The organism is Neisseria sp. HMSC067G12 (assembly GCF_001812725.1).
GTDB lineage: Bacteria > Pseudomonadota > Gammaproteobacteria > Burkholderiales > Neisseriaceae > Neisseria > Neisseria perflava.
The window spans coordinates 175777-202621 of sequence record NZ_KV810212.1 but is presented as its reverse complement, the minus strand read 5'-3'; the positions used below and the strand labels follow the sequence as shown (position 1 = coordinate 202621).

Here is a 26845-nt window from a genome sequence, read left to right as displayed (position 1 = left end):
TTTGGAGTTGCAAGAATGAAACCGATTTTGTATTTGATTCCTACCCCTTTGGGTGCGCCTGATACGCCATGCCTGTTGCCGCATGAACAACAGGCGATTGTCGGGCTGACGGATTTTGTCGTAGAAGCGGAAAAAACAGCGCGCGCGCATTTGAAACATTTGGGCGTAACTACGCCTATCCGCGAGCTGAATCTGCAAACGCTGAATGAACACACGGATTTGAAGACTTTGCCGGAATTGCTGAAACCTTTGCAAGAAGGGCGCAGTATGGGTATTGTCAGTGAGGCAGGTTGCCCGGCTGTTGCCGACCCGGGCGCGAATTTGGTGGCGTTGGCGCATAAACACGGTTTTGAAGTACGACCTTTGGTCGGGCCGTCCAGTTTGTTGCTGGCGCTGATGGCTTCGGGTGCGAATGGTCAGAACTTTGCGTTTAAGGGTTATTTGCCGTCTGAAAAAAATGAGCGGATTCAGTGTTTGAAGGCTTTGGAACAACGTTCGCGCCAGCAGAATGAAACGCAGCTGTTTATCGAAACGCCGTATCGCAACGATGCGTTGTTGGCTGATGCGGTGGAAAACCTGCATCCTGAAACGCGATTATGCGTGGCCACGGACTTAACCTTACCGACACAGGAAATCATCAGCCAAACGATTGCGCAGTGGCGGAAAAGAAAAGAAATGCCGAATTTGAAAAAACGCCCGACGATTTTTGTGCTTCATGCCGCTTAAAACTGGATTGGGTTCAATCTCAAACTGTATTTGTTTGAGGAAATAAAAAAGGCCGTCTGAACAACAGACGGCCTTTATGTTGCCTAAGCTTTTATCAAGAAACGACTTCGCCTTGGGCGCGTTGTTTTTCGATGCTGCGGTTGATGTGCCATTGTTGGGCGATGGTCAAGAGGTTGTTGACTACCCAGTACAGAACCAAACCGGCAGGGAAGAAGAAGAACATGATGGAGAAAATCAAAGGCATGACTTTCATCATTTTCGCCTGCATAGGGTCGGTTGACGGCGGATTCAGATAAGTTTGTGCAAACATGGTCGCCGCCATAATCAAAGGCAGGATGTAGAAAGGATCCGGACGGCTCAAGTCGGTAATCCAACCCAACCAAGGCGCTTGACGCAATTCTACGGAGGCGAACAATGCCCAGTACAGACCGATGAAGACGGGGATTTGCAACAGCATAGGCAGACAGCCGCCCAGCGGATTGATTTTCTCGTCTTTGTAAAGCTGCATCATGGCTTGTTGTTGCGCCATGCGGTCATCGCCGTATTTCTCTTTGATAGCTTGCAATTTAGGTGCAGCGGCACGCATTTTTGCCATAGAGCGGTAAGAGGCGTTGGTCAACGGGTACAGCACGGCTTTGACGATGATGGTCAAAACGATGATTGCCCAGCCCCAGTTGCCGATGATGTTGTGCAGTTGGTTCAAGAGCCAGAAGAGCGGGGAGGCGAACCAGTGTACTTTGCCGTAGTCTTTGGCCAGTTGCAGTTTGTCGGCGATGTTGGCGATAACGGAAGTGGTTTGCGGACCGGCATACAGGTTGATGGCGGTTTCGGCTTTCGCGCCGGCTTGAATGGCGGCTAAAGGCACGCTGACGCTTGCGCTGTACAGGTTGTCGTTGCGACGTTTGATGTCGATACGGCAGTCGCCTGCGGCGCAAACGCTTTGGCCGTCTTTAGGCTGCAAAATCCAAGTGGACATGAAATGGTGTTCAATCATGCCGAGCCAGCCGGTCGGCATTTTGCGGATGTATTCGGCTTCGGATTTGCCGGATTTGGCATCGTCGTCCAAATCAGAGAAGCTGACTTTTTGGAAGCCGCCTTCAGGGGTGTAAACCACCGGGCCGACGTAAGAGCGGGTAAAGTAGCCTTGGCCTTCAGGTTCGCTGTGGTCGCGGACGATGCGGTAGTCTGCGCTCAGGTTGACGGGTTGGCCTTTGCTGTTGGTAATGTCGAAACGGACGTTAACCAAGTAGCTGCCTTTGGTAAAAGTATAAACTTTGTCGATTTTCAGGCCGTTGGTTTCAGGTGCGCTCAGGCGGACTTCAACTTTGTCGCCTTCCAAACTGTATTGTTTTTGCGGAGCGGTAAAGCTGATGCCTTTTAGTACGTTGTTACCTTGTGCGTCCAAAAGCTCGGATTGGGCAACGTAGGTGTATTCCTTGCCGTCGTTAAACAGGACGAAAGGTTTGTGTTCGTCACCGGTTGCTTTGTATTGCAAGAGGGTCAGCTGGCGCAGATCGCCGCTTTTTTCATCGATGACGGCTTTGACCGTGTCTGTGGTAACGGTAATGGGGGTGGCTGGAGCAAGCGCGGCTTCGGCAGCGGCTTTTGCCGGAGCAGCGGCCGTTTGCTGTTGCGCGGCTTGTTGCGCCGGATTAGGTTTGGGGCTGGGGAAAAAATGTTCCCAGCCGGCAAAAATTGCCACTGAAATGGCAAAAAACGCCATTAGTCTTTTAAAATCCATAAGAGATTCCTGGAATTGACGGATAGGTAATCGAGATGAAAACTGCTTCAGACGGCATTATATAGAAACCGACGGGAAATTAAAGGAAATCGTGTTCTTTAAATGGTTGACAGCAGCATTATGGAACAGGGTCATGTCCGTGTCCGCCGAAAGGATGGCATCGTGCGATGCGTTTGATTGCCAGCCATCCGCCTTTGAATGCGCCGTATTTTTTGACGGCTTCGACTGCGTATTGTGAACAGGTCGGGGTATAGCGGCAGCGCGGCGGAATGAGGGGGCTGATGCAGTATTGGTAAAAGCGGATGAGTGCAAGGAGGAGCTTGGAAAGCAGGGTATTCATCAGCGTTTTTTCATCAGCTGGGCAAGTTGGTTTCGAGCTTCCGGGGCAGTTTCCCGATTAAACGCCTGACGCACGCGCACAACAAAATCATGCGGCGGCAGCTGGTGTTGATTCAGCCTGAACCAGTCGCGGATGACGCGCTTCATATAATTGCGGTCATGGGCGCGTTTGGCGGTCTTTTTGCTGACGACCAAACCAAGGCGCGGATGGCCGAGCGCGTTGTCTGCGGACTGGGAGACTTGCAGCAAATCGCGGCTGCGTCGGTTTTTCAACGCAAAAACGGATGAAAAATCATCCGTTTTTAATAAGCGATACTGCTTTGAGAAGCCGTAATTCAAAATTATACAGCCAAGCGTTTGCGGCCTTTGGCGCGACGGGCAGCCAATACTGCGCGACCACCACGAGTTTTGGAGCGAACCAAGAAGCCGTGGGTGCGTTTGCGTTTGGTAACGGAAGGTTGATAAGTGCGTTTCATGATGTTTCCTAAAAATTGGTAGATAATTAAACCGTGAATTACACTCCAATTTGCCGCTTTTGTCAATCAATATAAAAACTTTTCGTTGGCCAAAGTGTGACAACGGGTTTTATGCATTGATAGAATTTGTGGATAAAATTTTGCGGCGGTTGTGGATAAAAAAGAGCAGAATGGGTATAATCGCCCAACCTTGCTTTTCTCTGTGCGCAAGGCCGTCTGAAAGCAGCGGGAGTATCGTAAGAATTTGATTTTTATCGGATTGCCTGTCTGCTCTGCCTTCTTGTATTTCCCAAATCTTCCATTTTCCGAGCTTAATCTCATGACGTTAGCTGAATTTTGGCCGCTGTGCCTTTGCCGCCTTCACGAAATGTTGCCTGCCGGGCAGTTTGCGCAATGGATTGCGCCTTTGACCGTGAGCGAAGAAAACGGCGTATGGGTGGTGTATGGTAAAAACCAATTTGCCTGCAATATGCTCAAAAGCCAGTTTGCCGCCAAAATTGACGCCGTGCGTGCCGAATTGGTGCCTCAGCAGGCTGCTTTCGCGTTTAAGCCGGGCGTAGGTACGCATTATGAAATGGCGGCTCAGACTGTTGCGCCGGTGCAAGTGCAAGAAGTCATTGAAGTTGAAGAATTTGTAGAGCCTGTTCAAATGCCTTTGCAAACTGCTGCGCCAATGGAAGAAGATAGGCCGTCTGAAACGGTTTCCAAGCCTGCCACTGCCATGACGGCTGCCGAGATTTTGGCACAACGCATGAAAAACCTGCCGCATGAGCCTCAAGTGCAAACTGCCGCTCCGGCTGAGTCTAAAGCAGTTGCCAAAGCCAAAACCGACGCACAACACGATGCGGAAGAAGCGCGCTACGAACAGACCAATCTGTCGCGCGACTATACATTTGAAACTTTGGTGGAAGGTAAGGGCAACCGCCTTGCCGCCGCAGCCGCCCAAGCGATTGCTGAAAATCCGGGGCAGGGCTACAACCCGTTTTTCTTATACGGCAGTACTGGTTTGGGTAAAACCCACTTGGTGCAGGCCATCGGCAACGAATTGTTGAAAAACCGTCCTGATGCCAAAGTGCGCTATATGCACTCGGACGACTATATCCGCAGCTTTATGAAGGCTGTGCGCAACAATACTTACGATGTATTCAAGCAACAATACAAACAATATGACCTGCTGATTATCGACGATATTCAGTTCATCAAAGGCAAAGACCGCACGATGGAAGAATTCTTCTATCTGTACAACCATTTCCACAACGAGAAAAAACAGCTGATTCTGACGTGCGACGTATTGCCTGCCAAAATCGAGGGCATGGACGACCGTCTCAAATCCCGTTTCTCATGGGGTTTGACGTTGGAACTTGAACCGCCCGAATTGGAAATGCGCGTGGCGATTTTGCAGAAAAAGGCAGAAGCAGCCGGTATCAGTATCGAAGACGAAGCCGCTCTGTTTATCGCCAATCTGATCCGCTCCAATGTGCGTGAGCTGGAAGGTGCGTTCAACCGTGTCAGCGCCAGCAGCCGTTTTATGAATCGTCCTGTCATCGACATGGATTTGGCGCGTACGGCTTTACAGGATATTATTGCCGAAAAACACAAAGTCATTACCGCAGACATCATCATCGATGCGACAGCCAAATACTACCGTATTAAAATCAGCGATATATTAGGCAAAAAACGTACGCGCAACATTGCCCGTCCGCGCCAAGTTGCCATGAGCCTGACCAAAGAGCTGACCACGCTCAGCCTGCCTTCTATCGGCGATGCCTTTGGCGGCCGCGACCACACGACCGTGATGCACGGTGTCAAAGCGGTGGCGAAACTGCGTGAAGAAGATCCCGAATTGGCACAAGACTACGAAAAACTGCTGATTTTGATTCAGAACTGACCCAATGCAATATTCAGACGGCCTGATGTCAATGTGAGGCCGTCTGAATACAAAAAATATTTTAAAATACCCAAATCAACCGATTTCAAATTCAAAGGAATGGAACATGCTGATTTTACAAGCCGATCGCGACAGTCTGCTCAAGCCGTTGCAAGCCGTTACCGGTATTGTCGAACGTCGCCATACTCTGCCGATTTTGTCCAATGTGTTGCTGGAAAGCAAAGACGGACAAACCAAACTTTTGGCAACCGACTTGGAAATCCAAATCAATACCGCCGGCCCTGAAAGTCAGGCAGGCGATTTCCGCATTACGACCAACGCTAAAAAATTCCAAGACATTTTGCGCGCCCTGCCTGACAGTGCGTTGGTGTCACTGGATTGGGCGGACAACCGTTTGACTTTGCGCGCGGGCAAATCCCGTTTTGCCCTGCAAACCCTGCCTGCTGAAGACTTTCCGTTGATGAACGTCGGCAGCGACGTCAGCGCGACTTTCTCGCTGACTCAAGAAACCTTCAAAACCATGCTTTCGCAAGTGCAATACAGCATGGCGGTTCAAGATATCCGCTATTACCTCAACGGCTTGCTGATGCAGGTTGAAGGAAACCAATTGCGCCTTGTTGCAACCGACGGCCACCGCCTTGCTTATGCGGCCAGCCAAATTGAGGCAGAACTGCCGAAAACGGAAGTGATCCTGCCGCGCAAAACGGTATTGGAGCTCTTCAAGCTGTTGAACAATCCGTCCGAGTCCATCACCGTTGAGCTTTTGGACAATCAAGTACGCTTCCAATGCAATGGCACGACTATTGTCAGCAAAGTCATCGACGGCAAGTTCCCTGACTTTAACCGCGTGATTCCTTTGGATAACGACAAGATTTTCCTCGTGTCCCGTACCCAGCTTTTGGGTGCGCTTGAACGTGCCGCCATTCTTGCCAATGAAAAATTCCGCGGCGCACGACTGTTTCTGCAGCCTGGTTTGCTGAGTGTCGTATGTAGCAACAACGAGCAGGAAGAAGCGCGCGAAGAGCTGGAAATCGCTTACCAAGGCGGAGAACTGGAAGTCGGTTTCAACATCGGCTACTTGATGGACGTGTTGCGTAACATCCACTCCGACGATATGCAGCTTGCTTTCGGCGATGCTAACCGTTCAACGCTGTTTACCGTGCCAAACAATCCGAACTTCAAATACATCGTAATGCCGATGCGTATTTGATTCGGAAAACAAACAAAAAGAGCGTGTAGGGTACACGCTCTTTTTTATAGGCTTGAATCAAAAGGCCGTCTGAAAATTGTTTTTCAGACGGCCTTTCTATCAAACCGGGATGATTCGGCTAAATAGGAAGACTGGGATTAACGTGGACGTGGTTCGCAGTTTTTCACCAGGAATGAGCCGTTAGGGGCGTTCACGCCAACTACTTCAGAAGTAGTGTGGGTGTTTTTGTCGATGAAACCGGCAGACATTACATAGCCGCGACGGTTGGTGAAAGTAGTGCCAGTGCTGTCAGAACGTTTTTTGTCGACAACCAAAGAGGCTTTTTTGCCACCGGCGTTTACGTCAGCAGTAACTGCACGGCCGCTACGGTCAAAGCCGTACATCACGTTTAGTGATTTGCCACCGTCACAACGGTAAGAAACGAAGCCGGCAGGTGCAGCGGCAGCAGAGAAGGAAACAGTAGCCAATGCGGCTGCAGTGATAACAGAAAGTAATTTCATGATCTAAGCTCCATATGAGGGTTGTGTGTTATCTTGCAAAGTGAGAAAGGGTTTCCGTTTGCAGATGAAGCGTATTTTAGGCGTTTTGTCGGTAGTGGCAATTAGGTAAATTGCAAAACAGTGTTTACTTATGATTACCCGATTGTTTATTAATAGAAAGTTGTTTGTAATTTGGTGTTGCAAAGTAGTTATGTGGGTTGTTGCGGAATATATACATTAATGATTCTTTAAGAAATATAGCGAAAGAATACAAAAAAGGCCGTCTGAATATTCAGACGGCCTTTGATATGAAGCGGTTTACAAAAAGAAAATTGCAGCCACAGTCACGGCGATGATGCCGTAGATGGTCATTGGGATGACAGTTTTCTTGATGATGGCACCTTCGGCGTTGTTCACGTTCAACACGCTGCATACGGCGATGATGTTGTTGATGCAGACCATGTTACCCATTGCGCCGCCGACGGATTGCAGGGCGAGGATGAGGGTAACGGACAGGCCGGTATCAAGCGCGATTTGTTGTTGAATCGGACCAAAAGTCAGGTTGGATACAGTGTTGGAACCGGAGAAGAATGCACCGATTGCGCCAAGGTAAGGGGAGAAGTACACCCAGTGTTCGCCTGCCATCGCGGCAAACTCTTTACCGATGATTTTCACCATGGAGTCATCGCCGCCAACCATCATCAGCTGAACCATAATCAGCGCACCCATCAGGGCAAGCAGAGGTTTTTTGGTTTGGTTGAAGGTTGCCGCGTAGAAAGACCATGCATCTTTGAATTTGGTTTGGTACAGCAGGATGCAGATCCAAACGGTGAAGACAAACGGAATCCAAGCCGGAACGTAGAGGGTTTGGTAGGAAGCGTTCACGCCTTGGCCGAAGATGTTGCCGAAGGTAATGGTCAGGGAGTCGCTGACGGTAATTTTGGATAAGTCAAACGGCAGTTGGAAGCTGAACCATTCTTCTTTACTGGTCAGCAGGCCTTTGATGCCCAACTGTTTGATACGGGTTACCACCAGCATGCCGATCAGCATACCCAAAGGAGCCAGTGCTTTGGCAACTTGTGCGAAAGGTACTTTTTCTGCATTCGGGTCTTTGGCGTAATCTTTGCTCAAGCCCCAGCCGCGGTTTGCTGCGAATACGGACACCATCAGGCCGATTGCGCCGGCAACCAGAGATGGGAATTCTTCATTGACCATCGCCAATGCAACGTAAGGAAGGGTACAGGAGAATACGGCGATACCGATAAAGCCCAGGTTTTTACGGATTTCAGCCCAAGGTACGATGAAGCTCAAGCCGATGACGGGGATGATGAAACCAGCAAAGAAGTGCATGACGCCGGTTTGCATACCGATTTCCATAATGCTCTTTTGATCCAAGCCCAAAGGCGCAAAGCCGAACCAAGTCGGAGTACCTACTGCACCGAAGGAAACAGGTACGGAGTTCATCACCAAAGCGAAGATGGCTACTTTTAACGGGTTGAAGCCCAAGCTCATCAGGATTGGCGCGGCAATGGCGGCAGGCGTACCGAAACCGGACGCGCCTTCAATCATAAAGGCGAAAGACCAGCCGATGATCATCAATTGGGCAATCGGGTTCGGGCTGATGGTGGCCAGCCATTTGCGGATGACGTCGATACAGCCGGTGGTTTCCATCATGCGGTTGAACATAATGGCACCGAAAATCACGGTAATCGGGGTCAGGGTAGAGACGAGGCCGGACGCGGCTGTTGCGTTGAGCAACATGGCGTTGTCGCCGAAATAAAACAGTTTGATGGCATAAATCAGCGCGGCGGTAATCGGCAGCGCGACGTAGGACGGCATACTGTTTTTCTTAACCATCAGCCAGATCAGCAGCACGATGGGAAAAATACTGAGAAAGAGAGCCATGGGATTATCCTCGGGGCAACGGGCATCATAACCGTCAATCAATGGCGGTTTGATGCGATGTGTTGAGTAATAGATGTTTTTCGAATAAGGATTGCCACCTTTTTAGATGCAATCAGTTATCAGGTAAATTGGTTTTACCAATTTATGAAAACTGTTGCACACTTTACGTAATCTTATGTAATCGGTCAAGGGGTTTGTAATAAAAAAGGCCGTCTGAAATAGGGTTTTCAGACAGCCTGAGAGCATTGCCAGTAGTGCATTTGGTCGAATATGGAATGGTATTTACATTAAATATTTTGTAAAGGTTTTGTTTTTAATTGATTTCAAACGAATTATTCTATTCCTGCCCATTTATGCGTTTGTACGCTCAGTTGCCAATGGACGGGGGCGTCGGCTCGGCTGTTTAACACGCCGATTTGGCGGATGGTGTCGTAGATATTCATTGCGCCGTCTTGTTCGCAGGGGGAAAGATAGTAATGTCGGGCGCGGATTTTGCGTTCCATCTCTTGGCAAAACGAAATGACATCACCGTCGGCGACAATGCGCACTTCGTCTGCTTTCTCGATGCAACTTTTTTCGTATTTAGCGGCGTAACAGGCTTTGGGACTGGTGGCAACGTAGTCGATTTGCGGCGGCGCGGGGTTGAGGCCGTTGGTTTCGATACACAGAAAATAGCCTTCGGCTTTGAGTGCATTGAGCAGGGTATCCAAATGCGGTTGGATGGTAGGTTCGCCGCCGGTAATGATGATGTTGCGCGCCGTGTAGGTTTTCAGACGGCCTAAAATATCGGACAGGCTCATCATGCCGAATTTAAGGTAGTCGGTATCGCACCAGCTGCACGCGAGATTGCATTTGCCCAAACGGATGAAAACGGCGGGCATGCCTGTATTCCAGCCTTCGCCTTGCAGGCTTTCAAAGATTTCGACAATGCGGTATTGGGGATTGTTCGGCGTGATGTGAATGGTCATGAATGTCGGGTGTGTGGGATTGAATCGTTGTGGTGAAGCGTTTTGAGAAATCGGTTGAGGCAGCCATTCTTTCTGTCAGTTCAATAGGAAAGAATGGCTGGGTGTGCTTAAGCGGCAATGACGGCTGCTGCGGCCAAAAATGCCGGCAAGCCTTGTTTGAGCAAAATGCTTTTGTTGCCGGATGAAAACGCGCCCCATGCGGCGGCGATGAGGACGAAGCCGAGGAACAGGATGGTCGCGCCGTAAACCGCGTTGTCGGGTGCGGCAAAGCGCGCCCATACCAAGCCGATGGCGAGGAAGCCGTTGTACAGGCCTTGGTTGGAAAACAGGGTTTGTACGCGTTTTTGTTCCATAAATTCGTAAGGCATGTTGAACAGCTCTGACGCTTTTTCGCTTGGGATTTGCGTCATTTCGAGCCAGGCGATGTAGAAGTGTTCGACAGCGACGAAAAGGACGAGGAGGGTGGAGATGATTTTCATGAAGATTCCTTTTGATGTTTAGCGTATGGATATGTTGGGGGAACAGGCCGTCTGAAAAAATACAAAATGCCGGTTTATTCCCCTTCATATTCCGCATACGAGGTCGGCGTTTCCCATAGTTTCACGCTGCACACTTTGACACCGGCGTTTTTCAGACGGCCATACATTTCTACGCTCATGTTTTCGGCGGTGGTGCGGCAGGGCAGGCGCAGGGTTTTCATGTTCCAGCCTTCCAAAAGCGCGGCGATTTGGCTTTCGCGTTCGTTGTTGCCGTGATAGATGAAGGCATGGTCGAACGGGTCGTTGATGTGTTGTTTGACGATGGATTTCAGGTCGGTAAAGTCCATCACCATGCCGTCTTTTGCGCCGCCTTGGATAACGGGCGCGGAGACAGTGATTTCGAGTTTGTAGGTGTGGCCGTGCAGGTTTTGGCATTTGCCGTCATGCCCGTCGAGCATGTGCGAGGAATCGAAGGTAAAAATTTTGGTGATTTTCATGAGATGAGGGAAGCTGATGAGGCCGTCTGAACGGTGTAAAACCTGTTTCAGACGACCTTGGGATTATTGTTCGGAAGGGAGTTTGAGGAAATGCTCGCGATAATGGCGCATTTCTTCGATGCTTTCGAGGATGTCGTCCAATGCCTTGTGCGAACCGCGTTTGACCACGCTTTTGGCGACGGCCGGATTCCAGCGTTTGGCCAATTCTTTCAGCGTGGATACGTCCAAGTTGCGGTAGTGGAAATAGGCTTCTAAGCGCGGCATGTATTTAACCATGAAGCGGCGGTCTTGATGGATGGAGTTGCCACACATGGGCGTGGATTTTTCGGGTATCCATGCGGACATGAAGTCCAACAGGTTTTGCTCGACTTCGGCTTCGGTTAGACTGGATTCGCGCACGCGTTGGGTCAGGCCGGTACGGCCGTGGGTGGCGGTGTTCCACTCATCCATGCCGTCGAGCAACTCGTCGCTTTGATGGATAACGTAAACGTCCGATTGCGCCAGTACGTTCAAATCGGAATCGGTAATGATCATGGCGACTTCGATAATGCGGTCGTGTTCCGGGTTGAGGCCGGTCATTTCCATATCGAGCCAGCAGAGATTGTTTGCGTTTTGGGTCATTTCAGACGGCCTTGTGTTTTCAGTTGGCAGTATTATAAAGGATAAAGGTTCGGGCCGTCTGAAAGCATTTGTAACAAGTTGTGCAATCTCTTGATATAATCGTCCGTTACACAAAAAATCACCGCCAAAAATCATGAACCCAAGCCCTTTGCTCGACATTATCGATACGCCTCAGGATTTGCGCCGTCTGGAGAAAAAACAGCTGCCGCAAGTCGCCGCCGAATTGCGCGAATTTCTGTTGGATTCCGTCGGTAAGACGGGCGGCCATTTCGCCAGTAACTTGGGCGCGGTCGAGCTGACGGTGGCCCTGCATTATGTGTACGACACGCCCGAAGACCATTTGGTTTGGGATGTCGGTCATCAAAGCTATCCGCACAAAATCCTCACCGGCCGCAAAAATCAAATGCACACCATGCGCCAATACGGCGGTTTGGCCGGTTTTCCGAAACGCAGCGAGTCTGAATACGACGCCTTCGGCGTGGGGCATTCTTCCACATCCATCGGCGCGGCATTGGGTATGGCCGTTGCGGACAAACAGTTGGGCAACAACCGCCGCAGCGTTGCCATCATCGGCGACGGAGCCATGACGGCGGGTCAGGCGTTTGAAGCCTTGAACTGCGCAGGCGATATGGATGTCGATTTGCTGGTCATCCTCAACGACAACGAAATGTCGATTTCCCCCAATGTCGGCGCGTTGCCGAAATACCTCGCCAGCAACGTCGTGCGCGATATGCATGGACTGTTAAGTACCATCAAAGCCCAATCGAGCAAAGTGTTGGACAAATTGCCCGGCGCGATGGAGCTTGCCCAAAAAGTCGAAAATAAAATCAAAACCTTGGCAGGCGAAGCGGAACACGCCAAACAGTCGCTGTCTTTGTTTGAAAACTTCGGTTTCCGTTATACCGGCCCGGTGGACGGCCACAATGTTGAAAATTTGGTGGATGTATTGAAAGACTTGCGCGGCCGCAAAGGCCCTCAGTTGCTGCACGTCATCACCAAAAAAGGCAATGGCTACAAATTCGCCGAAAACGACCCTGTCAAATACCACGCTGTCGCCAAGCTGCCGAGCGAAGTGCCTGCCCCGGAAGTGAAACCTGCAGCGGCTAAACCGACTTATACGCAAGTGTTCGGCCAATGGCTGTGCGACCAAGCAGCGGCTGACGAGCGTTTGGTTGCCATCACGCCTGCCATGCGCGAGGGCAGTGGCTTGGTTGAGTTTGAACAGCAATTCCCCGACCGCTATTTCGACGTCGGCATCGCCGAGCAACACGCCGTTACCTTTGCCGGCGGTTTGGCATGCGAAGGCATCAAGCCCGTCGTGGCGATTTACTCCACTTTCCTGCAACGCGCTTACGACCAGTTGGTACATGACGTTGCTTTGCAAAACCTACCTGTTTTGTTCGCCATCGACCGTGCAGGTATTGTCGGTGCAGACGGCCCGACCCATGCCGGTTTGTACGACTTGAGCTTTTTGCGTTGCGTGCCGAATATGATTATTGCCGCACCAAGCGACGAAAACGAATGCCGCCTGCTGCTCTCAACCTGCTATCAGGCAAATTCGCCGTCTGCCGTCCGTTATCCGCGCGGTACAGGCACGGGCGCAACCGTTTCAGACGGCCTGGAAACCGTTGAAATCGGTAAAGGCATCATCCGTCGCGAAGGCGAGAAAATTGCCATTATCGCCTTTGGCAGCATGGTTGCCCCATCATTGACCGCCGCCGACAAGCTGAACGCGACCGTTGCCGACATGCGCTTTGTCAAACCGATAGATGAAGAACTGATCGTCCGTCTTGCCCGAAGCCATGACTACATCGTTACCGCTGAAGAGAATGCCGAACAAGGCGGCGCAGGCAGCGCGGTGTTGGAAGTGTTGGCGAAACACGGCATCTGCAAACCGGTGTTGCTGTTGGGTGTAGAAGACAAAGTTACCGAACACGGCGACCCGAAAAAACTGCTGGACGACTTGGGTTTGAGTGCCGAAGCGATTGAAAAACGCATTGCCGGCTGGATTAAGGCCGTCTGAAAAATGATTAAAACCTATCAATACATTGCATAATTTATGGGAAAAAAACTAATCAGCATCAGCATGGTGCGCAACGAAAACGACGTTATCGAATCGTTTGTCCGTCATAATCTCGAGCTGATGGATGAAATGCACATCATCGATCACGGCAGCAGCGATGGAACAAGGGAAATCCTGATTCAATTGAAAGAAGAAGGTTTGCCGATATTTATCTATCAATATCAAGCGCTCAAGTACAATCAAGAGCAATTGGTAAACCTGCTTATGAAGCAGCTTGTAGCAAAAGATGAAGCGATAGATTTCGTTTTTCCGCTGGATGCGGACGAATTTATTTCATGTCCTAGCCGTATCATGCTGGAACAACTTTTGGATGTCATCGGCGAAAACAGGATCGGCATGTACCTTTGGCGCGGCTATTTGCCGACATCGTTGCAATACAATCCCGATTTCACCACTCAATTTACCGAGCAACGCCTCGAAACGCTCTTTACCCCCAAAGTCATTATTCCTAGATGGGCTGCCGAATCTTGCAGCGTGATTATCGGCTGCCATTACATGTTGGATAAAGATGGCAACAAGGTTAAATCAACCCTGTTTCATTCGCCGGATTATCGAGGTTTACATTCCTGGTTTATCGAGCAGTTTTCCGCCCAATTTGCGGAGACCGATTTGTTGTGGCTGGGGCATTTCCCAATCCGCTCCTTGAACCAGCACATCAAAAAAATCCTCGAAAAGTCCATCTTGATTGCCATTAAAGACGGAAGCAACGATATTGCCTGGGAAAACCAGTTGCGCGAATTGCTGGACAACGGCATGAAGATGGACTTGAACGATTTACGGCTGTTGGCATACAGATACCGCGCCGGTTCTACAAGTTTGGAAGACCCGCATTGTAAAGTCAGCCATTACGAACCCTTGCGTAAAAAACCGCTGATGCTGAAATACACCTCGCCGGAAGCAGGTGATCCTTTGATGACTGTCGGACATTTGGTACTTGCATTGGCAAGCGGCGCACAAGATTCCTCTTTAGGCCTTAAGGCCGTCTGAAAAACACAGCCCGCACACACAATAATAGGAAAATTATGATCAGCATCTTTGATATTTTCAAAATCGGCATCGGCCCGTCCAGCTCGCACACCGTCGGCCCGATGAAGGCCGCGGCCGCTTTTGCTGATTTGCTGAATGCCGAAAACTTGGATACACAAGTGGCGCGCATTGTCATTGAAGTGTACGGTTCACTTGCTTTGACCGGTATCGGACACGGCACATTCGACGCATTATTGCTCGGTTTGGAAGGCAGCCTGCCGCACGATATCCCGCTTGCGGACATCCCTCAACGCTTGGAACGTATCCGCACGCAGCACGTTTTAAAACTCAACGGCCGTGAAATGGCCTTCAATCCTGAAAAAGATTTGGATATCCGCGGCGACAAAGTGTTGCCCAAACATCCGAACGGTTTGAACTTTATCGCCTACCATTCAGACGGCCTGAAGCTGAAAGAGCAGATCTATTATTCGGTCGGCGGCGGTTTTGTCGTTACAGACGAAGGGTTTGCACAAGAGGCGCAGGAAAATGCCGATGTGCCGTATCCATACAAAAACTGTGATGAGTTGCTGGCACAATGCCGTCTGAACCAGTTGAATATTTCCGAAGTCGTGTTGGCCAATGAAGCAGCGTTGGCAGGTTGCGATGAAGTGGAAGTGCGCCGCCGTGTGGCTGCCGTGGCCGATGTGATGGAAAACTGCATCAAGCGCGGCTTGGGTGCGGAAGGGCAATTGCCGGGCGGCTTGAATGTGCGCCGCCGCGCGCCGCAGTTGGCAGCTAAACTCAAAGTCCTACGCGAGAGCGAAATCGTCAATACCCAACTTTGGCCGATGGTGTACGCCATGGCGGTCAATGAAGAAAACGCCGCTGGCGGCCGCGTCGTAACCGCACCGACCAACGGCGCGGCAGGCATTATTCCTGCCGTCTTACACTATTTCCGCAAATTTAATCCGCACGCCAACCAATCGCGTGTAGAGGACTTCCTGCTGACTGCCGGCGCCATCGGTATTTTGTACAAAACCAATGCGTCGATTTCCGGTGCGGACGTTGGTTGCCAAGGCGAAGTCGGCGTGGCATGTTCTATGGCAGCAGGTGCATACGCCGAAGTTATCGGCGGTACCCCGAAACAAGTGGAAAACGCCGCCGAAATGGCGATGGAACACCACTTGGGCTTGACCTGCGACCCTGTCGGCGGCTTGGTGCAAATCCCCTGTATCGAGCGCAACGGCATCGCCGCCGAAAAAGCCCTCAAGCTCGCCACCCTCGCGCTTTTGGAAGATGGCATAGACAAAAAAGTCTCACTTGATGAAGTGATTCAAACCATGTTGCAAACCGGCCGCGATATGAAGGCAACCTATAAAGAAACCTCGCTCGCAGGCTTGGCCATTACCTTGCAGAAAAAAGCCATACCTGTATCCGTGCGCGTGGTGGAATGTTAGCAATAGGGTAGGGGATATGCCCGATAAAAAAAGGCCGTCTGAGAAACTTTCAGACGGCCTTTTTTTGTATGGATTGAATAACTAACCGTTTTTTTGATAAGGGTTTTCCAGCCCGGCCATTAAGTCGCGGAAGTATTCGCGCAACTGTTTTTCGGAGCAACCCATCAGCAGGGCGTCTTCAAAGGCGTCCTGCGCTATTTGGTACAGTTCGTTCAAGTTTTCGGTCATGACTTTGACTTTTTCGGTGCAGGAAACAATCTGACCGTCGTCGTCATACCATTTGGGCATTTGCGGCATTGCCATAGCTCACCTCAGTTTAAGAAACGGGAAGGGTCGTTTTTCTTTACACGGCGGCCGAAGGCGTATTTCGCGCTCCAATATTTGTGGCCGAGGCTGGTAATTTCGATACGTTTGCCCGTCCTCGGTGCGTGAATGAAATTGTTGTTGCCGATGTAGAGGCCGACGTGGGAAATACGGCCGCGACCCATGGTGCGGAAAAAGACCATGTCGCCCGGCTGTAATTCGGAACGGCTCACGGCAACGCCCATTTGCGCTTGTTCGGCAGAAGTGCGCGGCAGGTTCAGGCCCATGGCGCGTTTAAAGATGTGTTGCATAAAGCCGCTGCAGTCAAAGCCGGTGGAAGCCGATGTGCCGCCGTAGCGGTAGGCCACGCCGAGCAAGCCCATGGCGCTGCCGATTAACTCATCTGCGTTGCCCGAAGGTGCGCGCGTATTGTTGCTTGCGGCAGAATAGGTATTGGTGGGATGGACAGGGGTTGCCTGACGCGTATTGCCGTAAACATTGGCATTGTCGTTGAACTGGTTTAAAACACGCTGACGGGTGGTAATCAGGTTTTCCAAATCATCAGCGTAAGAAAAATTGACGCTCGCGAGCATGGCGACCGAAGTCCAAACTGCTGCGAGCCGGAGTAAAAAATTCATTGTACAAACTTCCGTTTCAGAAGGCATTCCCTGCCGATTGCAGGCACATTGCCGGTTTCTGAGATGTTATCCCGTATCATTCTCTTGTTATCTGCTTGATTGTATTAAAAAACTGTCTTTTTGGCAAAAAAACTGCTGTTATTTTGCGTTAAACCCTTGTTTCCAAACGAACTAGAAAAACATCGGGCGCGGTTTCGCTTGATTTATCCGCCGCTGCAACCATATAAGCGGCATTCATTGATTTATTTTCAGAGACTGACATGACACAAAATCACAGCGATATCCGTACACGCTTTATCTTTGACGATATGCCCATCCGCGGTATGCACATCCGCCTTGAAAAGGTTTGGCAACACATCGTCAACCAAAAACATTATCCTGTCGCCATCCGCCGCGCTTTGGGCGAGTTGCTGGCCGCCGGATCTTTATTGTCTGCCAACCTTAAAAACGAAGGCACGCTGATTGTTCAGGTTCAAGGTCAGGGCCGTCTGAAAATGTTGGTGGTGGAAGCGACTTCTGAAAATACTGTCCGCGCTACTGCCCGTTGGGACGAAACCGCTGAAATCCGTGATGACGAAAGCCTGACTGCGCTGTTGGGCGAAAACAGCGTGTTCGTTTTAACCCATCAGCCTAAAGATGCCGACCCTTGGCAAGGTGTTGTCCCACTGGAAGGCGACAGCATTGCGCAAATGCTGGTCAACTATATGAAACGTTCCGAGCAGCTCGATACTTATATTACGCTTGCCGCCGATGACCACGCCGCAGGCGCATTATTGCTGCAACGTCTGCCGGAAGAAGAATTGGATGATGCCGCGTGGGAACATGTGACCACGCTTGCGCAAACGCTTACTCCGCAAGAATTGACCGGTTTGGACGCTCATCACGCCCTTTACCGCCTTTACCATGAAACCCCGCCCCGCGTTTTTGAACCGGAAGCCATTGAATTTGCCTGCACCTGTTCCCGCGGCAAAGTCAGCGATATGCTGTTGATGCTTGGCGGTCAGGAAGTCGGCGGCGTGGTGGCGGAGCAAGGCAGCATTCAAATTGACTGCGATTTCTGCCATAGCAAATATGTGTTTGATGAAACCGATGTCAACGCTTTGTTTGGTGCGGACGTGGTGAATGCCGTCCGTCAAGAGAATGAGCGTTTGCAGTAATCGCGCGATAAAAGTTGCTTAAAAAATTAGATTATTTAATAGGAGGGCAGGTGTAAAACCTGCCCTTTCTTTTTGGGAAAACTGAATATCATCAATATAAAATGCCGTCTGAAAAAAAGCGAGGGCTGATTTCAGACGGCATGATTGTTTTAAACGATGCGTTTAATGTTTAAAGATTATTTCCAAACCAATAAAGCGTGGTTGCGTTTGCCGCGGCGGACGATGGTGTATTTGCCGAAACGTTTGTGTTCGTCGGTCAGTATATAGGCATCGTCAGGTTTTTCAGCGGCATGGTTCGGATTGTTGGCTTCGGCAGGTTTGCCGTTGAGCAAAACCGCTTTGCTGTTGACAAAGCCGCGCGCTTCTTTGTTGGAAGACGCCAAACCGGTTTTCACCAAAGTTTCCACCACGTTGAGGCTCTCGGAAACTTCAAAAGTCGGCAGGCCGTCGAGTGCCAGCTGCTCGAAGTCGCTTTCGGTGAGATGGCTTTGGTCTTCGGCAAACAGGCTTTCAGAAATGCGTTGGGCGGCGGCAAGGGCTTCTTCGCCGTGAATCAAGCGGGTCATTTCCTCTGCAAGAATGCGTTGCGCTTCAGGTTTGGTGCCGCTGGCTTTGTCTTTGGCTTCGATGGCGTCGATTTCTTCGATAGACAGGAAGGTAAAGTATTTCAGGAATTTATACACATCGGCATCGGCCACTTTCAGCCAGAATTGGTAGAACTGATACGGAGAAGTTTTCTTCGCGTTCAACCATACTGCGCCACCTTCGGTTTTGCCGAATTTGGTGCCATCTGATTTGGTTACCAAAGGCAGGGTCAGGCCGAATACTTGTTTTTGGTGCAGACGGCGGGTCAAGTCGATACCGGCAGTGATGTTGCCCCATTGGTCGGAACCGCCGATTTCCAAAACCGCGCCGTGGCGTTTGTTCAATTCGGCAAAGTCGTAGCCTTGCAGCAGGGAATAGGCGAATTCGGTGAAGGAAATACCCACATCGTCGCGCTCGATACGCTGTTTGACAGATTCCTTGTTCAGCATGGCGTTGACGGAGAAATGCTTGCCGATGTCGCGCAGGAAGTCGAGGCAGTTCATGCTGCCGAACCAGTCGGCATTATTGGCCATAATGGCCGCATTGTCGCCATCAAAGCTTAAGAAAGGGGTCAGTTGGTTGCGGATGCTTTCAACCCAACCGGCAACGGTTTCGGCAGAATTCAAGCTGCGTTCGGCGGCTTTAAAGCTTGGGTCGCCAATCATGCCGGTCGCGCCGCCCACCAAAGCAATCGGCGTATGGCCGGCTTGTTGGAAACGGCGCAATGCCAATACAGGCAGCAAGTGGCCGATGTGCAGGCTGTCTGCTGTCGGGTCAAAACCGCAATAGAGGGAAATTTTTTGTTCGTTCAACAAAGCGTCTAAGGCTTCGATGTCGGTAGTTTGGGCGATTAAGCCACGCGATTGTAGGTCTTGGATAACTGATTTCATTGAAACTTCCGTTGATTAAAATAGGCTAGATATTGATTTAGCAATTTCATGAATTTAATTATTTCTAAATTTTTGATCTTTTGAACATTATTTATACGGTCAAGTTATGTTTTTTATATAATTTAGCTACGGTCCATTTGTGAAAAATTGTTTCTATGTAATGAAGCTCAGTTAATGCTTGGAATCTTAAAAATCTTATTTTTATTTTGTCAGCTATTTTAGCAGCTTCTTCTAAATGTTTCGGATAGTTAGCGGGAAAATGCTCTCCTGATGGATAAAAACTTTCAGCTTTCTTATTGAAATACCACGCTGATTTTCCATTATCGTCATTGTATCTAGGCTCCCATTCCGGAACTTGTATGTAGCTTCTTAGGTTGATATATTCATTTATAATTTCTTTTAGTTCGGTATCGAAATAGCATGAAATATGACTGGAAAAGCGTGTGCATTGTTTTTTCTCGCTAATATCATTACTTAAAATATCTATATCTACAAAAAATTCACTAGAAACACAACGATGGGAATAAATACTTGAATCTAAGTATAAAATCCTATTTTCTCCAATTCGTTCAATTATTTTCCTAGCATTTTGAATATCTTGTTGAAGTTTGCTTTCAAATACTGGGCGAAGAACCGCAAATAATCCTGCTGACGAACCAATAAAATAAAATATATTTTTTACAATATCTATAAGATTGATATTAGACATTTTCCCTAAACTTTGAAGGAAGGTAGGCTAAGAAAAGCTTAGCCTACCAAATTTGATTTGCATTCTTTATGCTTTCAGACGACCTTACTTACACGTTAAACAAGAAGTGCATCACATCGCCGTCTTGTACGACGTATTCTTTGCCTTCCACACGCATTTTGCCTGCTTCTTTGGCTTTGGCTTCGCCGCCTAAAGCGATGAAGTCTTCGTAGGAGATAACTTGGGCACGGATGAAGCCGCGTTCAAAGTCGGTGTGAATTACGCCGGCGGCTTGTGGCGCAGTGTCGCCTTTGTGGATGGTCCAAGCGCGGACTTCTTTTACGCCGGCGGTAAAGTAGGTTTGCAGGCCTAAGAGGTCGTAGCCGGCACGAATCAGACGGTTCAGGCCCGGTTCTTCCAAGCCCATTTCGGCGAGGAATTCGGCTTTTTCATCGTCTTCCAATTCGGCGATTTCGCTTTCCATCGCGGCGCAAACGGCCACAACCGGCGCGTTTTCTTTTGCAGCCAATTCTTTCAGGCGGTCGAGGTGCGGGTTGTTTTCAAAACCGTCTTCAGAAACGTTGCCGACGTACATGGCAGGTTTGGCAGTCAGCAGGAACAGCGGTTTGAGCATGGCAAGTTCTTCTGCGTCCAAACCGAAGGAGCGTACAGGTTTGCCTTCGTCCAAATGCGGCAGCAGTTTTTTGCACAGATCGACCAGTTTTTGCGCGTCTTTGTCGCCTGAGCGTGCGCGTTTTTCTTCGCGGACGATGGCTTTTTCGACGCTGGCCAAGTCAGCCAGTGCCAACTCGGTGCCGATAGTTTCAATGTCGGCAATCGGATCGACTTTGCCTGCAACGTGAACGATGTTGTCGTCGTCAAAGCAACGCACGACGTTAACAATCGCATCAGTCTCGCGGATGTTGGCGAGGAACTGGTTGCCCAAACCTTCGCCTTTGCTCGCGCCTGCAACCAAACCGGCGATATCGACAAATTCGACGATGGCAGGCTGCATTTTTTGCGGATTGACGATTTTTGCCAATTCGGCCATACGCGGATCGGGGACTTCAACGATGCCGACGTTGGGTTCGATGGTACAGAAAGGATAGTTTGCCGCCTCGATACCCGATTGGGTCAGCGCGTTAAAGAGGGTGGATTTGCCGACGTTGGGCAAACCGACGATGCCGCATTTCAAGCTCATGGTTTTTCCTGAAAAGATAAAAGTTTAACGGCGGATTATAGCATATTGTGGAGGTACTCAAAACAGCCGCAATGCTGGTGTGTTCTTATAATAAAAGGCCGTCTGAAAAAAGAGGGGCAGGCATTCAGCTTATTGTTCTTCCGAAGAATGAGTAAATGAATGAAGCCGTTAAATAAAACAATTTTTCGGACAGGAGGCTTAAGATCAAACCTGAAAGAATGCCCAGTACCCAATAAATCATCTGACGGTATTTCGGGTCGGATGCGGTACGCAACATTTTAAAATACAAAACCAGACAGCCGAACATGCAGATTGTTTGAAATAGAATGAGGGGGAGGCTGTCAATGGCTCCGGAAATCGAATCATGAAGGATGATTGTCCCTATGCGTATGCATAAATAAATTAAAGCCGAGCCTGCCGCCGAATGCCCAAAAGAGACGGGTGTGTCGGATGAGTCGGGTGTTTGGTGGGGCTGAAGCCTGCCGAATAACAAGATAAATACAATGTCAAACATAATGATAACTGCCTTGGTGTGAGATGTTTTTGTTTTTCAGACGGCCTCAGGGTTGTCTGAAAGCTTATTGTGCGGTGTATGGGGTAGTGCCGCAGTAAGGTATGTCAGTAGGTCGACCATCCATCATGCTGAAGCGCTTGCCATACTTAAGTGAACACTTTGATTTAGCAGTGGATTATCTGCTGTTGACCGTAATGGTTTGAAATACAGGGCAAGTTAAATGAATAGAGGGGAAGAGGGGTAAGCAGGTTGAAAAACGGTATGGGGTTTCGTGGGTAAAGTCTTTGCTTCGGTTCGCAGTTAGTTTAAAGGCCGTCTGAAAATTGTTTCAGACGGCCTTTTTCCGTGCTGCCTTAACCGGTATTGCGCAAACCTTGCGCTACGCCGTTGATGGTTAGGTGAACCATCAGCAGGGCGTGCGGATTGTCGGGCTCTTTGCGTAGGCGTTTGAGCATGGCGACTTGCAGGCCGTTGAGGGCGTTCAAATATGGAATCCTTAAGGCAAGCGAACGGGCGAGGCTGCGGTTGTCGCGCAGAAGCTCTTCGGTTTGCAGCAGGTCGAGCAGTGCTTTGCGGCTGCGTTGGTATTCTTCCTTGATCATGCCGAAGATGACTTTTGCTTTATCGGGCGATTCGCTCAAGCCGGCGTAGTTTTCCGCCAAGGTGATGTCGGTTTTCGCCATCACTTGTTCCATATTGGAGAGCATGGCTTGGAAGAATGGGTTGCTTTGGGCGTGTTCGCGCAGGGCGGCCAGTGTGTTGGGATTCCCTTCGCACAAGGTTTCCACTGCGCTGCCGAAACCGTACCAAGCCGGCAGCATGAGGCGGTTTTGCATCCATGAGAATACCCACGGAATCGCGCGCAAGTCTTGAATCCGCGCTAAGGTCTTGCGGCTGGCGGGACGGCTGCCGAGGTTGAGGGTGGCGATTTCCTGAATCGGGCTGGTTTGCAGGAAGTAGTCGATGAAGTCGGGGTGGGTAATCAGTTCGCGGTAGTATTTGAACGATACGTCCGATAAATCCTGCATCAGCTTGGCATCAGGGTCTTTTTTGTCCGGCAGGATGCTGGCTTCCAAAGTCGCGGCAACCAAGGTTTCCAAGTTGCGTTGGGCATTGCCTGGGTCGGCATATTTGGCGGTAATGACTTCGCCTTGCTCGGTAATGCGGATTTGTCCGGCAACGCTGCCCGCAGGTTGCGCCAAGATGGCTTGGTAAGAAGGGCCGCCGCCGCGGCCTACGCTGCCGCCGCGGCCGTGGAACAGGCGCATGCGGACATCGTATTTTTTGAAGAGTTCGACCAAGCCCAACTCTGCCTGATACAGACACCACGAGCTGGTAACGTAGCCGCCGTCTTTGTTGGAGTCGGAGTAGCCCAGCATGATTTCTTGGATATTGCCGCGGCTTTCGAGCAGGGCATCATACCAGTCGAGGCGGAACATGGTTTCCATGACCGGACAGGCGTTTTCGAGCGCTTCGATGGTTTCAAACAGAGGCACGATATTGATGCGGCTGTACGGTTTGCCGTTTTCCACCACCAGCAGGCCGCTTTCTTTCAGCAGCAATGCCAAGGCGAGCAGGTCGCTGGGTTGTTCGCAGTTGGAAATAATGCTTTGTGTAACGGCATCTTCGCCAAATTCGTCTTTAATTTTGCGCGCTTCGTTGAAAATTGCCAGTTCGTGGCGGGTATGGTCGCTGTATGTGATAAACGGGCTGTACAGCGGACGTTGATGGCTCAATTCGCGCAACAGGGCGGTTTGTTTTTGCTCTTCGTTCAGGCTGTTGTAGTCTTCCAAGCCTGCGTGTTGGAAAAGCTCGGCAACCACATCGGCGTGTTTGCCTGCGTGTTGGCGCAGGTCGAGCGGCATCATGTGGAAGCCGAACACGGATACGCTGCGGATAATGTCGGCTAGACGGCCTTCTGCCAGCAGTTGGCTGCCGTTTTCGTGGAGCGAGCGTTGCAGTTTTTTCAGGTCGTTGAGGAAATCTTCGACTGTGGCATAAGGCTCGAGGAAGCCGAATTTGCAGCCCATGCCCAAACCGAGTGAGCGTGCCTTGCCCATGGCACGGGCCATGATGTAGGCGATGGCGCGGCGGTAGGGTTCTTCGGTGCGGGCGATTTCTTCGTCAGGCGAGAGGGCGGCCAGTGCCATCACATCGTCGTTGACTTTGACACGGCGGATGGAGAGCGGCAATTCGCGGTAAAGTTTGTCGAGTTCGCCGCGATAGAAACGGAACACTGCGTCGGCATGCCGTCTGAACGCAAAACGCAAGGTTTCGGCAGAAACGAACGGGTTGCCGTCGCGGTCGCCGCCGATCCAGCCGCCGATTTTAAGGATATTCGGAACGCGGACGCCGGGATAGGCCGTCTGAAAATCACGTTCCATTGTGCGGTAGAGTTTGGGCAGGGCTTCAAAGAAGCTCATTGGGAAGATGGATACACCGTTGTTAATTTCATCGTTGACGCTAAGTTTGTGGCGGCGCGTTTCGCTGGTCTGCCACAGGCCCAAAAGGACAGTGTCGATTTCGCGGCGCAACTGAGCCAGTGCATCAGGATTAGTGCAGCGTTCGCGTTGCGGCAGCAGCGCGCGGATGCGGCGGTTGAAGCTCAAGACGGTTTGGCGTTGCACTTCGGTCGGGTGCGCGGTCAAAACGGCGGTAACGACTGTGTTGTCCAGTTGTTGTTGCAACGCTTTGCCGTTGACTTTTCCGGCTTTGAGCTTGCGCACGGTTTCTGTCAGGCTGCCTTCTGCTGCGCTGTGGCCGGCATCTTCGTGGATTTGGCGGCGGCGTTCGTGGTGCACGTCTTCTGCGATGTTCAAAATCTGTGCGAACAGGCCGCAGGCCAAGGTTAAATCGTGGGTTTGTTGTTCGTCCAATTGCGGCAACACCTTTTCAATCAAGGCAGCGCTGTCGTCTGAAGTCGATAATAACTTAACGGTTTCGACCACCAAAGGCGACGCTTCCTCATGCAGCAGATTGAAAAGAGACTGTTTTAAAAATTCCGCATCCGCTGCCAAAGCGGCATCTTTGGGATTATTTAAGATATGCAGTTGCATGATTTTTCTCTTGTTTAAATGTTAATTTGGGTTTGTCCCGAATCCATTGTATAGCAAATTTTTGTAAACTGCCAATGCTGCCGTCCGATACATTTCAAACCAGAAAACAGCCGTCCGTATCCGCCGCGTGGTCGCTGTCTGTAAAATGCCGTAAAATATTGCCCATCAAAACAGAGGCGAGAAACCCATGATTGAATTTCCCAACCAGCCTGATTTTCCTGAGCAACACACCGCCGTCGCCGTCGGCACTGTCAACATGAGCCAGCAGGCGATACGGGTGTTGATAGAGAATGCCACCGAAAAGGCAAGTATCCTGACCATCGCCCGCGTTGCCGCCATTCAGAGCATCAAACAGACCTCCAACCTGATTCCGCTGCACCTGCCCGGCCGCATCATCGGCGTGCAGGTTGATTTCGATATTAACGTTGAGTTGGCCTGCCTGAAGGCCACGCTGACCGTCCAAGCGCACAGCAACGGCAGCATTGCCACCGAAGCCCTGACCGGTCTCAATTTGGCGCTCTTGAGCGTTTACGACATGATGAAAGACGTTGACCGCAATATGATGCTCAGCGGCATCCGCCTCGAATCCGAAACCAGCAGCGAAGGCCGTCCTTTCCTGTTTGACAACGCATACGAAAATATTAATTTCTAAACCATTCAGGCCGTCTGAACATTGGGTTTCAGACGGCCTTATTATTATGATGAACGATCAACAACTTTTGCGGTTCAGCCGCCATATCCTGCTTGACGAAATCGGTATCGAAGGCCAAGAAAAACTCATGGCCGCCCATGTGCTTGTTGTCGGTTGCGGCGGACTGGGTGCGGCGGCCTTGCCGTATCTTGCCGCCGCCGGTATCGGCCGCCTGACGATTGCCGATGCCGATACCATTGACGAGACCAACCTTCAACGCCAAATCACGTTTACCGAAGCCGACATCGGTAAAAATAAGGCTTTGGTGATGCAAGGCCGTCTGAAACAGATCAACAGCCAAACACACATTGCCGCCATTGCCGAATTTCTCGATGAGGCCAGGCTTGTCGAATTGGCAAACGCCGCCGACATCATCCTCGATTGTTCCGACAATTATCCCACACGCCAAGCGGTCAACCGCGCCGCCGTTGTCACGCGCACGCCTTTGGTTTCCGCCGCGGCCGTCGGCTTTGACGGACAAATCGCCGTGTACCGTCCCGATCTTCCCGATACGCCTTGCTATGCCTGCCTATTTGACGGCGAACAAGCCAGCGACGGCGCTTGTGCATTGTTCGGCGTTTTTTCGCCATTGGTCGGCGTTATCGGAACGACCCAAGCCGCCGAAGCGCTTAAAGTGCTGATCGGTATCGGTACGCCGTCGCACGGCAAACTTTCTACCTACAACGCGTTGAGCGGAAAATGGCAGCAATACGGGGTGAGACGCAATCCCGAATGCCCGGTTTGCGGCGGCCGTTAAAGACAAAAGCAGGGTAGGGGTTTCGACATTGCCTAAGCCAATCCGCTAGAGTAATCATACTTATCTTTCATTAAACTTGAAGGAAGGCGTTTCTTCCCTTTTCAGACGGCCTGTGGCACGATATGATTCAATGATTAATAAATTTTTTGAGGCCGTCTGAAAAAGGATAAGGAGAAACCGGCTTAATGAATATTATTCGTGCCTTATTGGTGGTATTGGGTTGCCTGGCTTTGGGTGAGGCAACCGTTTGGATTTTGGGGTTGAAGCTGCCGGGCAGTATTGTCGGCATGGCTTTGCTGTTTGCCGCGCTTCAGGCCGGCTGGGTCAAATTGTCTTGGGTGGGAGAGCTGGCAGACATTTTGATGGCAAACCTGACTTTGTTTTTGGTGCCGCCTTGCGTAGCCGTCATCAGCTATTTGGATGTGATTGCAAACGACTGGTTTTCGATTTTGACGGCCACAATCGGCAGTACGATCTGCGTATTATTGGTGACCGGAAAAGTGCATGAATGGGTCAGGAGGTGGATGTGA

At 50.4% G+C, this 26845-nt stretch carries 27 protein-coding genes; 10 read left to right on the top strand and 17 right to left on the bottom strand.

Annotation, left to right across the window (positions count from 1 at the left end; genetic code table 11):
* Positions 1 to 15: 15 nt before the first annotated feature.
* Positions 16 to 726 carry an SAM-dependent methyltransferase gene (locus HMPREF2871_RS08520; RefSeq protein WP_049336370.1) on the top strand — a complete coding sequence of 237 codons (711 nt, stop codon included), beginning with the start codon at positions 16 to 18 and terminating at the stop codon, positions 724 to 726.
* 94 nt (positions 727 to 820) lie between these two features.
* Here the strand turns inward: HMPREF2871_RS08520 and yidC are convergent, their stop codons facing one another.
* From yidC to rpmH, 4 genes are all read right to left on the bottom strand, one after another.
* Positions 821 to 2467: a membrane protein insertase YidC gene (yidC, locus tag HMPREF2871_RS08515; RefSeq protein WP_049336372.1), complete on the bottom strand. Its 1647-nt coding sequence runs from the start codon at positions 2465 to 2467 to the stop codon at positions 821 to 823.
* A 118-nt stretch (positions 2468 to 2585) separates the two neighbouring features.
* Entirely contained in the window at positions 2586 to 2807 is a 222-nt protein-coding gene (gene yidD, locus HMPREF2871_RS08510) for a membrane protein insertion efficiency factor YidD (protein WP_003682178.1), read from the bottom strand.
* On the bottom strand, positions 2807 to 3145 hold the full coding sequence (rnpA, locus tag HMPREF2871_RS08505) for a ribonuclease P protein component (protein ID WP_049343532.1): 339 nt from the start codon (positions 3143 to 3145) through the stop codon (positions 2807 to 2809). The genes yidD and rnpA overlap by 1 nt, the downstream gene beginning before the upstream one ends.
* A 2-nt stretch (positions 3146 to 3147) precedes the next feature.
* Positions 3148 to 3282: a 50S ribosomal protein L34 gene (gene rpmH, locus HMPREF2871_RS08500; protein ID WP_002214728.1), complete on the bottom strand. Its 135-nt coding sequence runs from the start codon at positions 3280 to 3282 to the stop codon at positions 3148 to 3150.
* Between the two features lie 319 nt (positions 3283 to 3601).
* On the opposite strand from rpmH, the gene dnaA reads away from it, so the two are divergent.
* Positions 3602 to 5170, top strand: coding sequence for a chromosomal replication initiator protein DnaA (gene dnaA / locus HMPREF2871_RS08495; RefSeq protein WP_049343534.1), 1569 nt, complete (start codon positions 3602 to 3604; stop codon positions 5168 to 5170).
* 106 nt (positions 5171 to 5276) lie between these two features.
* Positions 5277 to 6380 carry a DNA polymerase III subunit beta gene (dnaN, locus tag HMPREF2871_RS08490; protein WP_004520410.1) on the top strand — a complete coding sequence of 368 codons (1104 nt, stop codon included), beginning with the start codon at positions 5277 to 5279 and terminating at the stop codon, positions 6378 to 6380.
* A gap of 137 nt (positions 6381 to 6517) precedes the next feature.
* Here dnaN and HMPREF2871_RS08485 read toward each other — a convergent pair whose 3' ends face one another.
* From HMPREF2871_RS08485 to orn, 6 genes are all read right to left on the bottom strand, one after another.
* The gene (locus HMPREF2871_RS08485) at positions 6518 to 6880 is read right to left on the bottom strand and encodes an ACP-like domain-containing protein (protein ID WP_003748906.1); all 363 of its coding nucleotides are present in this window, start codon (positions 6878 to 6880) and stop codon (positions 6518 to 6520) included.
* A gap of 297 nt (positions 6881 to 7177) precedes the next feature.
* On the bottom strand, positions 7178 to 8764 hold the full coding sequence (locus HMPREF2871_RS08480) for an L-lactate permease (protein ID WP_049343536.1): 1587 nt from the start codon (positions 8762 to 8764) through the stop codon (positions 7178 to 7180).
* 332 nt (positions 8765 to 9096) lie between these two features.
* On the bottom strand, positions 9097 to 9732 hold the full coding sequence (locus HMPREF2871_RS08475) for a 7-carboxy-7-deazaguanine synthase QueE (RefSeq protein ID WP_049343538.1): 636 nt from the start codon (positions 9730 to 9732) through the stop codon (positions 9097 to 9099).
* A gap of 107 nt (positions 9733 to 9839) precedes the next feature.
* A complete protein-coding gene (locus HMPREF2871_RS08470) occupies positions 9840 to 10211 on the bottom strand; it encodes a DUF1304 domain-containing protein (RefSeq protein WP_004520404.1) in 372 nt (123 codons plus the stop codon).
* A 74-nt stretch (positions 10212 to 10285) separates the two neighbouring features.
* On the bottom strand, positions 10286 to 10708 hold the full coding sequence (gene queD / locus HMPREF2871_RS08465) for a 6-carboxytetrahydropterin synthase QueD (protein WP_004520403.1): 423 nt from the start codon (positions 10706 to 10708) through the stop codon (positions 10286 to 10288).
* Positions 10709 to 10771: 63 nt separating this feature from the next.
* A complete protein-coding gene (gene orn / locus HMPREF2871_RS08460) occupies positions 10772 to 11329 on the bottom strand; it encodes an oligoribonuclease (RefSeq protein ID WP_070629759.1) in 558 nt (185 codons plus the stop codon).
* 133 nt (positions 11330 to 11462) lie between these two features.
* Here orn and dxs point away from each other — a divergent pair, with 133 nt between their 5' ends.
* From dxs to HMPREF2871_RS08445, 3 genes are read left to right on the top strand one after another with little or no spacing between them, the layout of a single operon-like run.
* The gene (gene dxs, locus HMPREF2871_RS08455; protein ID WP_049343543.1) at positions 11463 to 13352 is read left to right on the top strand and encodes a 1-deoxy-D-xylulose-5-phosphate synthase; all 1890 of its coding nucleotides are present in this window, start codon (positions 11463 to 11465) and stop codon (positions 13350 to 13352) included.
* A 36-nt stretch (positions 13353 to 13388) separates the two neighbouring features.
* Positions 13389 to 14399: a glycosyltransferase family 2 protein gene (locus tag HMPREF2871_RS08450; RefSeq protein ID WP_004520400.1), complete on the top strand. Its 1011-nt coding sequence runs from the start codon at positions 13389 to 13391 to the stop codon at positions 14397 to 14399.
* A 35-nt stretch (positions 14400 to 14434) separates the two neighbouring features.
* Positions 14435 to 15835 (top strand): L-serine ammonia-lyase, encoded by a 1401-nt coding sequence (locus HMPREF2871_RS08445; RefSeq protein ID WP_004520399.1) that lies wholly within the window; start codon positions 14435 to 14437, stop codon positions 15833 to 15835.
* 81 nt (positions 15836 to 15916) lie between these two features.
* On the opposite strand, the gene HMPREF2871_RS08440 is transcribed toward HMPREF2871_RS08445, so the two are convergent.
* Complete coding sequence (locus HMPREF2871_RS08440; protein WP_004519529.1) at positions 15917 to 16138, bottom strand: hypothetical protein; 222 nt, start codon at positions 16136 to 16138, stop codon at positions 15917 to 15919.
* An 8-nt stretch (positions 16139 to 16146) separates the two neighbouring features.
* Positions 16147 to 16776: a C40 family peptidase gene (locus tag HMPREF2871_RS08435; protein WP_049343546.1), complete on the bottom strand. Its 630-nt coding sequence runs from the start codon at positions 16774 to 16776 to the stop codon at positions 16147 to 16149.
* Between the two features lie 260 nt (positions 16777 to 17036).
* Between HMPREF2871_RS08435 and hslO the strand changes: the two genes are divergently transcribed.
* Entirely contained in the window at positions 17037 to 17933 is an 897-nt protein-coding gene (gene hslO, locus HMPREF2871_RS08430; RefSeq protein WP_049336392.1) for an Hsp33 family molecular chaperone HslO, read from the top strand.
* Between the two features lie 176 nt (positions 17934 to 18109).
* Here the strand turns inward: hslO and tyrS are convergent, their stop codons facing one another.
* The 5 genes from tyrS to ppc all read right to left on the bottom strand — a co-directional run bounded on the left by tyrS (position 18110) and on the right by ppc (position 24867).
* Positions 18110 to 19408 (bottom strand): tyrosine--tRNA ligase, encoded by a 1299-nt coding sequence (gene tyrS, locus HMPREF2871_RS08425; protein ID WP_049336393.1) that lies wholly within the window; start codon positions 19406 to 19408, stop codon positions 18110 to 18112.
* A gap of 91 nt (positions 19409 to 19499) precedes the next feature.
* A complete protein-coding gene (locus HMPREF2871_RS08420; protein WP_004519533.1) occupies positions 19500 to 20117 on the bottom strand; it encodes a hypothetical protein in 618 nt (205 codons plus the stop codon).
* An 88-nt stretch (positions 20118 to 20205) separates the two neighbouring features.
* On the bottom strand, positions 20206 to 21297 hold the full coding sequence (gene ychF, locus HMPREF2871_RS08415) for a redox-regulated ATPase YchF (RefSeq protein ID WP_049330669.1): 1092 nt from the start codon (positions 21295 to 21297) through the stop codon (positions 20206 to 20208).
* A 124-nt stretch (positions 21298 to 21421) separates the two neighbouring features.
* A complete protein-coding gene (locus tag HMPREF2871_RS08410; protein WP_049336395.1) occupies positions 21422 to 21811 on the bottom strand; it encodes a hypothetical protein in 390 nt (129 codons plus the stop codon).
* Positions 21812 to 22164: 353 nt separating this feature from the next.
* Positions 22165 to 24867 carry a phosphoenolpyruvate carboxylase gene (gene ppc, locus HMPREF2871_RS08405; RefSeq protein WP_049343548.1) on the bottom strand — a complete coding sequence of 901 codons (2703 nt, stop codon included), beginning with the start codon at positions 24865 to 24867 and terminating at the stop codon, positions 22165 to 22167.
* Between the two features lie 187 nt (positions 24868 to 25054).
* Here ppc and HMPREF2871_RS08400 point away from each other — a divergent pair, with 187 nt between their 5' ends.
* The 3 genes from HMPREF2871_RS08400 to HMPREF2871_RS08390 all read left to right on the top strand — a co-directional run bounded on the left by HMPREF2871_RS08400 (position 25055) and on the right by HMPREF2871_RS08390 (position 26845).
* Entirely contained in the window at positions 25055 to 25519 is a 465-nt protein-coding gene (locus HMPREF2871_RS08400) for a cyclic pyranopterin monophosphate synthase MoaC (protein ID WP_049336400.1), read from the top strand.
* A 49-nt stretch (positions 25520 to 25568) separates the two neighbouring features.
* The gene (locus tag HMPREF2871_RS08395; protein WP_193388904.1) at positions 25569 to 26315 is read left to right on the top strand and encodes a HesA/MoeB/ThiF family protein; all 747 of its coding nucleotides are present in this window, start codon (positions 25569 to 25571) and stop codon (positions 26313 to 26315) included.
* 185 nt (positions 26316 to 26500) lie between these two features.
* Positions 26501 to 26845: a CidA/LrgA family protein gene (locus HMPREF2871_RS08390; protein ID WP_049343552.1), complete on the top strand. Its 345-nt coding sequence runs from the start codon at positions 26501 to 26503 to the stop codon at positions 26843 to 26845.

Bases quoted from the DNA above. Each gene is read 5' to 3' on its own strand.
- queD (WP_004520403.1), bottom strand. From the start codon at position 10,708: ATGAAAATCACCAAAATTTTTACCTTCGATTCCTCGCACATGCTCGAC.
- orn (WP_070629759.1), bottom strand. From the start codon at position 11,329: ATGACCCAAAACGCAAACAATCTCTGCTGGCTCGATATGGAAATGACC.
- HMPREF2871_RS08435 (WP_049343546.1), bottom strand. From the start codon at position 16,776: ATGAATTTTTTACTCCGGCTCGCAGCAGTTTGGACTTCGGTCGCCATG.
- yidC (WP_049336372.1), bottom strand. From the start codon at position 2,467: ATGGATTTTAAAAGACTAATGGCGTTTTTTGCCATTTCAGTGGCAATT.
- dxs (WP_049343543.1), top strand. From the start codon at position 11,463: ATGAACCCAAGCCCTTTGCTCGACATTATCGATACGCCTCAGGATTTG.
- HMPREF2871_RS08470 (WP_004520404.1), bottom strand. From the start codon at position 10,211: ATGAAAATCATCTCCACCCTCCTCGTCCTTTTCGTCGCTGTCGAACAC.
- HMPREF2871_RS08410 (WP_049336395.1), bottom strand. From the start codon at position 21,811: ATGTTTGACATTGTATTTATCTTGTTATTCGGCAGGCTTCAGCCCCAC.
- rpmH (WP_002214728.1), bottom strand. From the start codon at position 3,282: ATGAAACGCACTTATCAACCTTCCGTTACCAAACGCAAACGCACCCAC.
- HMPREF2871_RS08445 (WP_004520399.1), top strand. From the start codon at position 14,435: ATGATCAGCATCTTTGATATTTTCAAAATCGGCATCGGCCCGTCCAGC.
- HMPREF2871_RS08395 (WP_193388904.1), top strand. From the start codon at position 25,569: ATGAACGATCAACAACTTTTGCGGTTCAGCCGCCATATCCTGCTTGAC.
- ychF (WP_049330669.1), bottom strand. From the start codon at position 21,297: ATGAGCTTGAAATGCGGCATCGTCGGTTTGCCCAACGTCGGCAAATCC.
- ppc (WP_049343548.1), bottom strand. From the start codon at position 24,867: ATGCAACTGCATATCTTAAATAATCCCAAAGATGCCGCTTTGGCAGCG.
- tyrS (WP_049336393.1), bottom strand. From the start codon at position 19,408: ATGAAATCAGTTATCCAAGACCTACAATCGCGTGGCTTAATCGCCCAA.
- HMPREF2871_RS08400 (WP_049336400.1), top strand. From the start codon at position 25,055: ATGATTGAATTTCCCAACCAGCCTGATTTTCCTGAGCAACACACCGCC.
- HMPREF2871_RS08420 (WP_004519533.1), bottom strand. From the start codon at position 20,117: ATGTCTAATATCAATCTTATAGATATTGTAAAAAATATATTTTATTTT.
- dnaA (WP_049343534.1), top strand. From the start codon at position 3,602: ATGACGTTAGCTGAATTTTGGCCGCTGTGCCTTTGCCGCCTTCACGAA.
- HMPREF2871_RS08480 (WP_049343536.1), bottom strand. From the start codon at position 8,764: ATGGCTCTCTTTCTCAGTATTTTTCCCATCGTGCTGCTGATCTGGCTG.
- HMPREF2871_RS08440 (WP_004519529.1), bottom strand. From the start codon at position 16,138: ATGGCAATGCCGCAAATGCCCAAATGGTATGACGACGACGGTCAGATT.
- HMPREF2871_RS08475 (WP_049343538.1), bottom strand. From the start codon at position 9,732: ATGACCATTCACATCACGCCGAACAATCCCCAATACCGCATTGTCGAA.
- yidD (WP_003682178.1), bottom strand. From the start codon at position 2,807: ATGAATACCCTGCTTTCCAAGCTCCTCCTTGCACTCATCCGCTTTTAC.
- hslO (WP_049336392.1), top strand. From the start codon at position 17,037: ATGACACAAAATCACAGCGATATCCGTACACGCTTTATCTTTGACGAT.
- HMPREF2871_RS08485 (WP_003748906.1), bottom strand. From the start codon at position 6,880: ATGAAATTACTTTCTGTTATCACTGCAGCCGCATTGGCTACTGTTTCC.
- HMPREF2871_RS08520 (WP_049336370.1), top strand. From the start codon at position 16: ATGAAACCGATTTTGTATTTGATTCCTACCCCTTTGGGTGCGCCTGAT.
- dnaN (WP_004520410.1), top strand. From the start codon at position 5,277: ATGCTGATTTTACAAGCCGATCGCGACAGTCTGCTCAAGCCGTTGCAA.
- HMPREF2871_RS08390 (WP_049343552.1), top strand. From the start codon at position 26,501: ATGAATATTATTCGTGCCTTATTGGTGGTATTGGGTTGCCTGGCTTTG.
- HMPREF2871_RS08450 (WP_004520400.1), top strand. From the start codon at position 13,389: ATGGGAAAAAAACTAATCAGCATCAGCATGGTGCGCAACGAAAACGAC.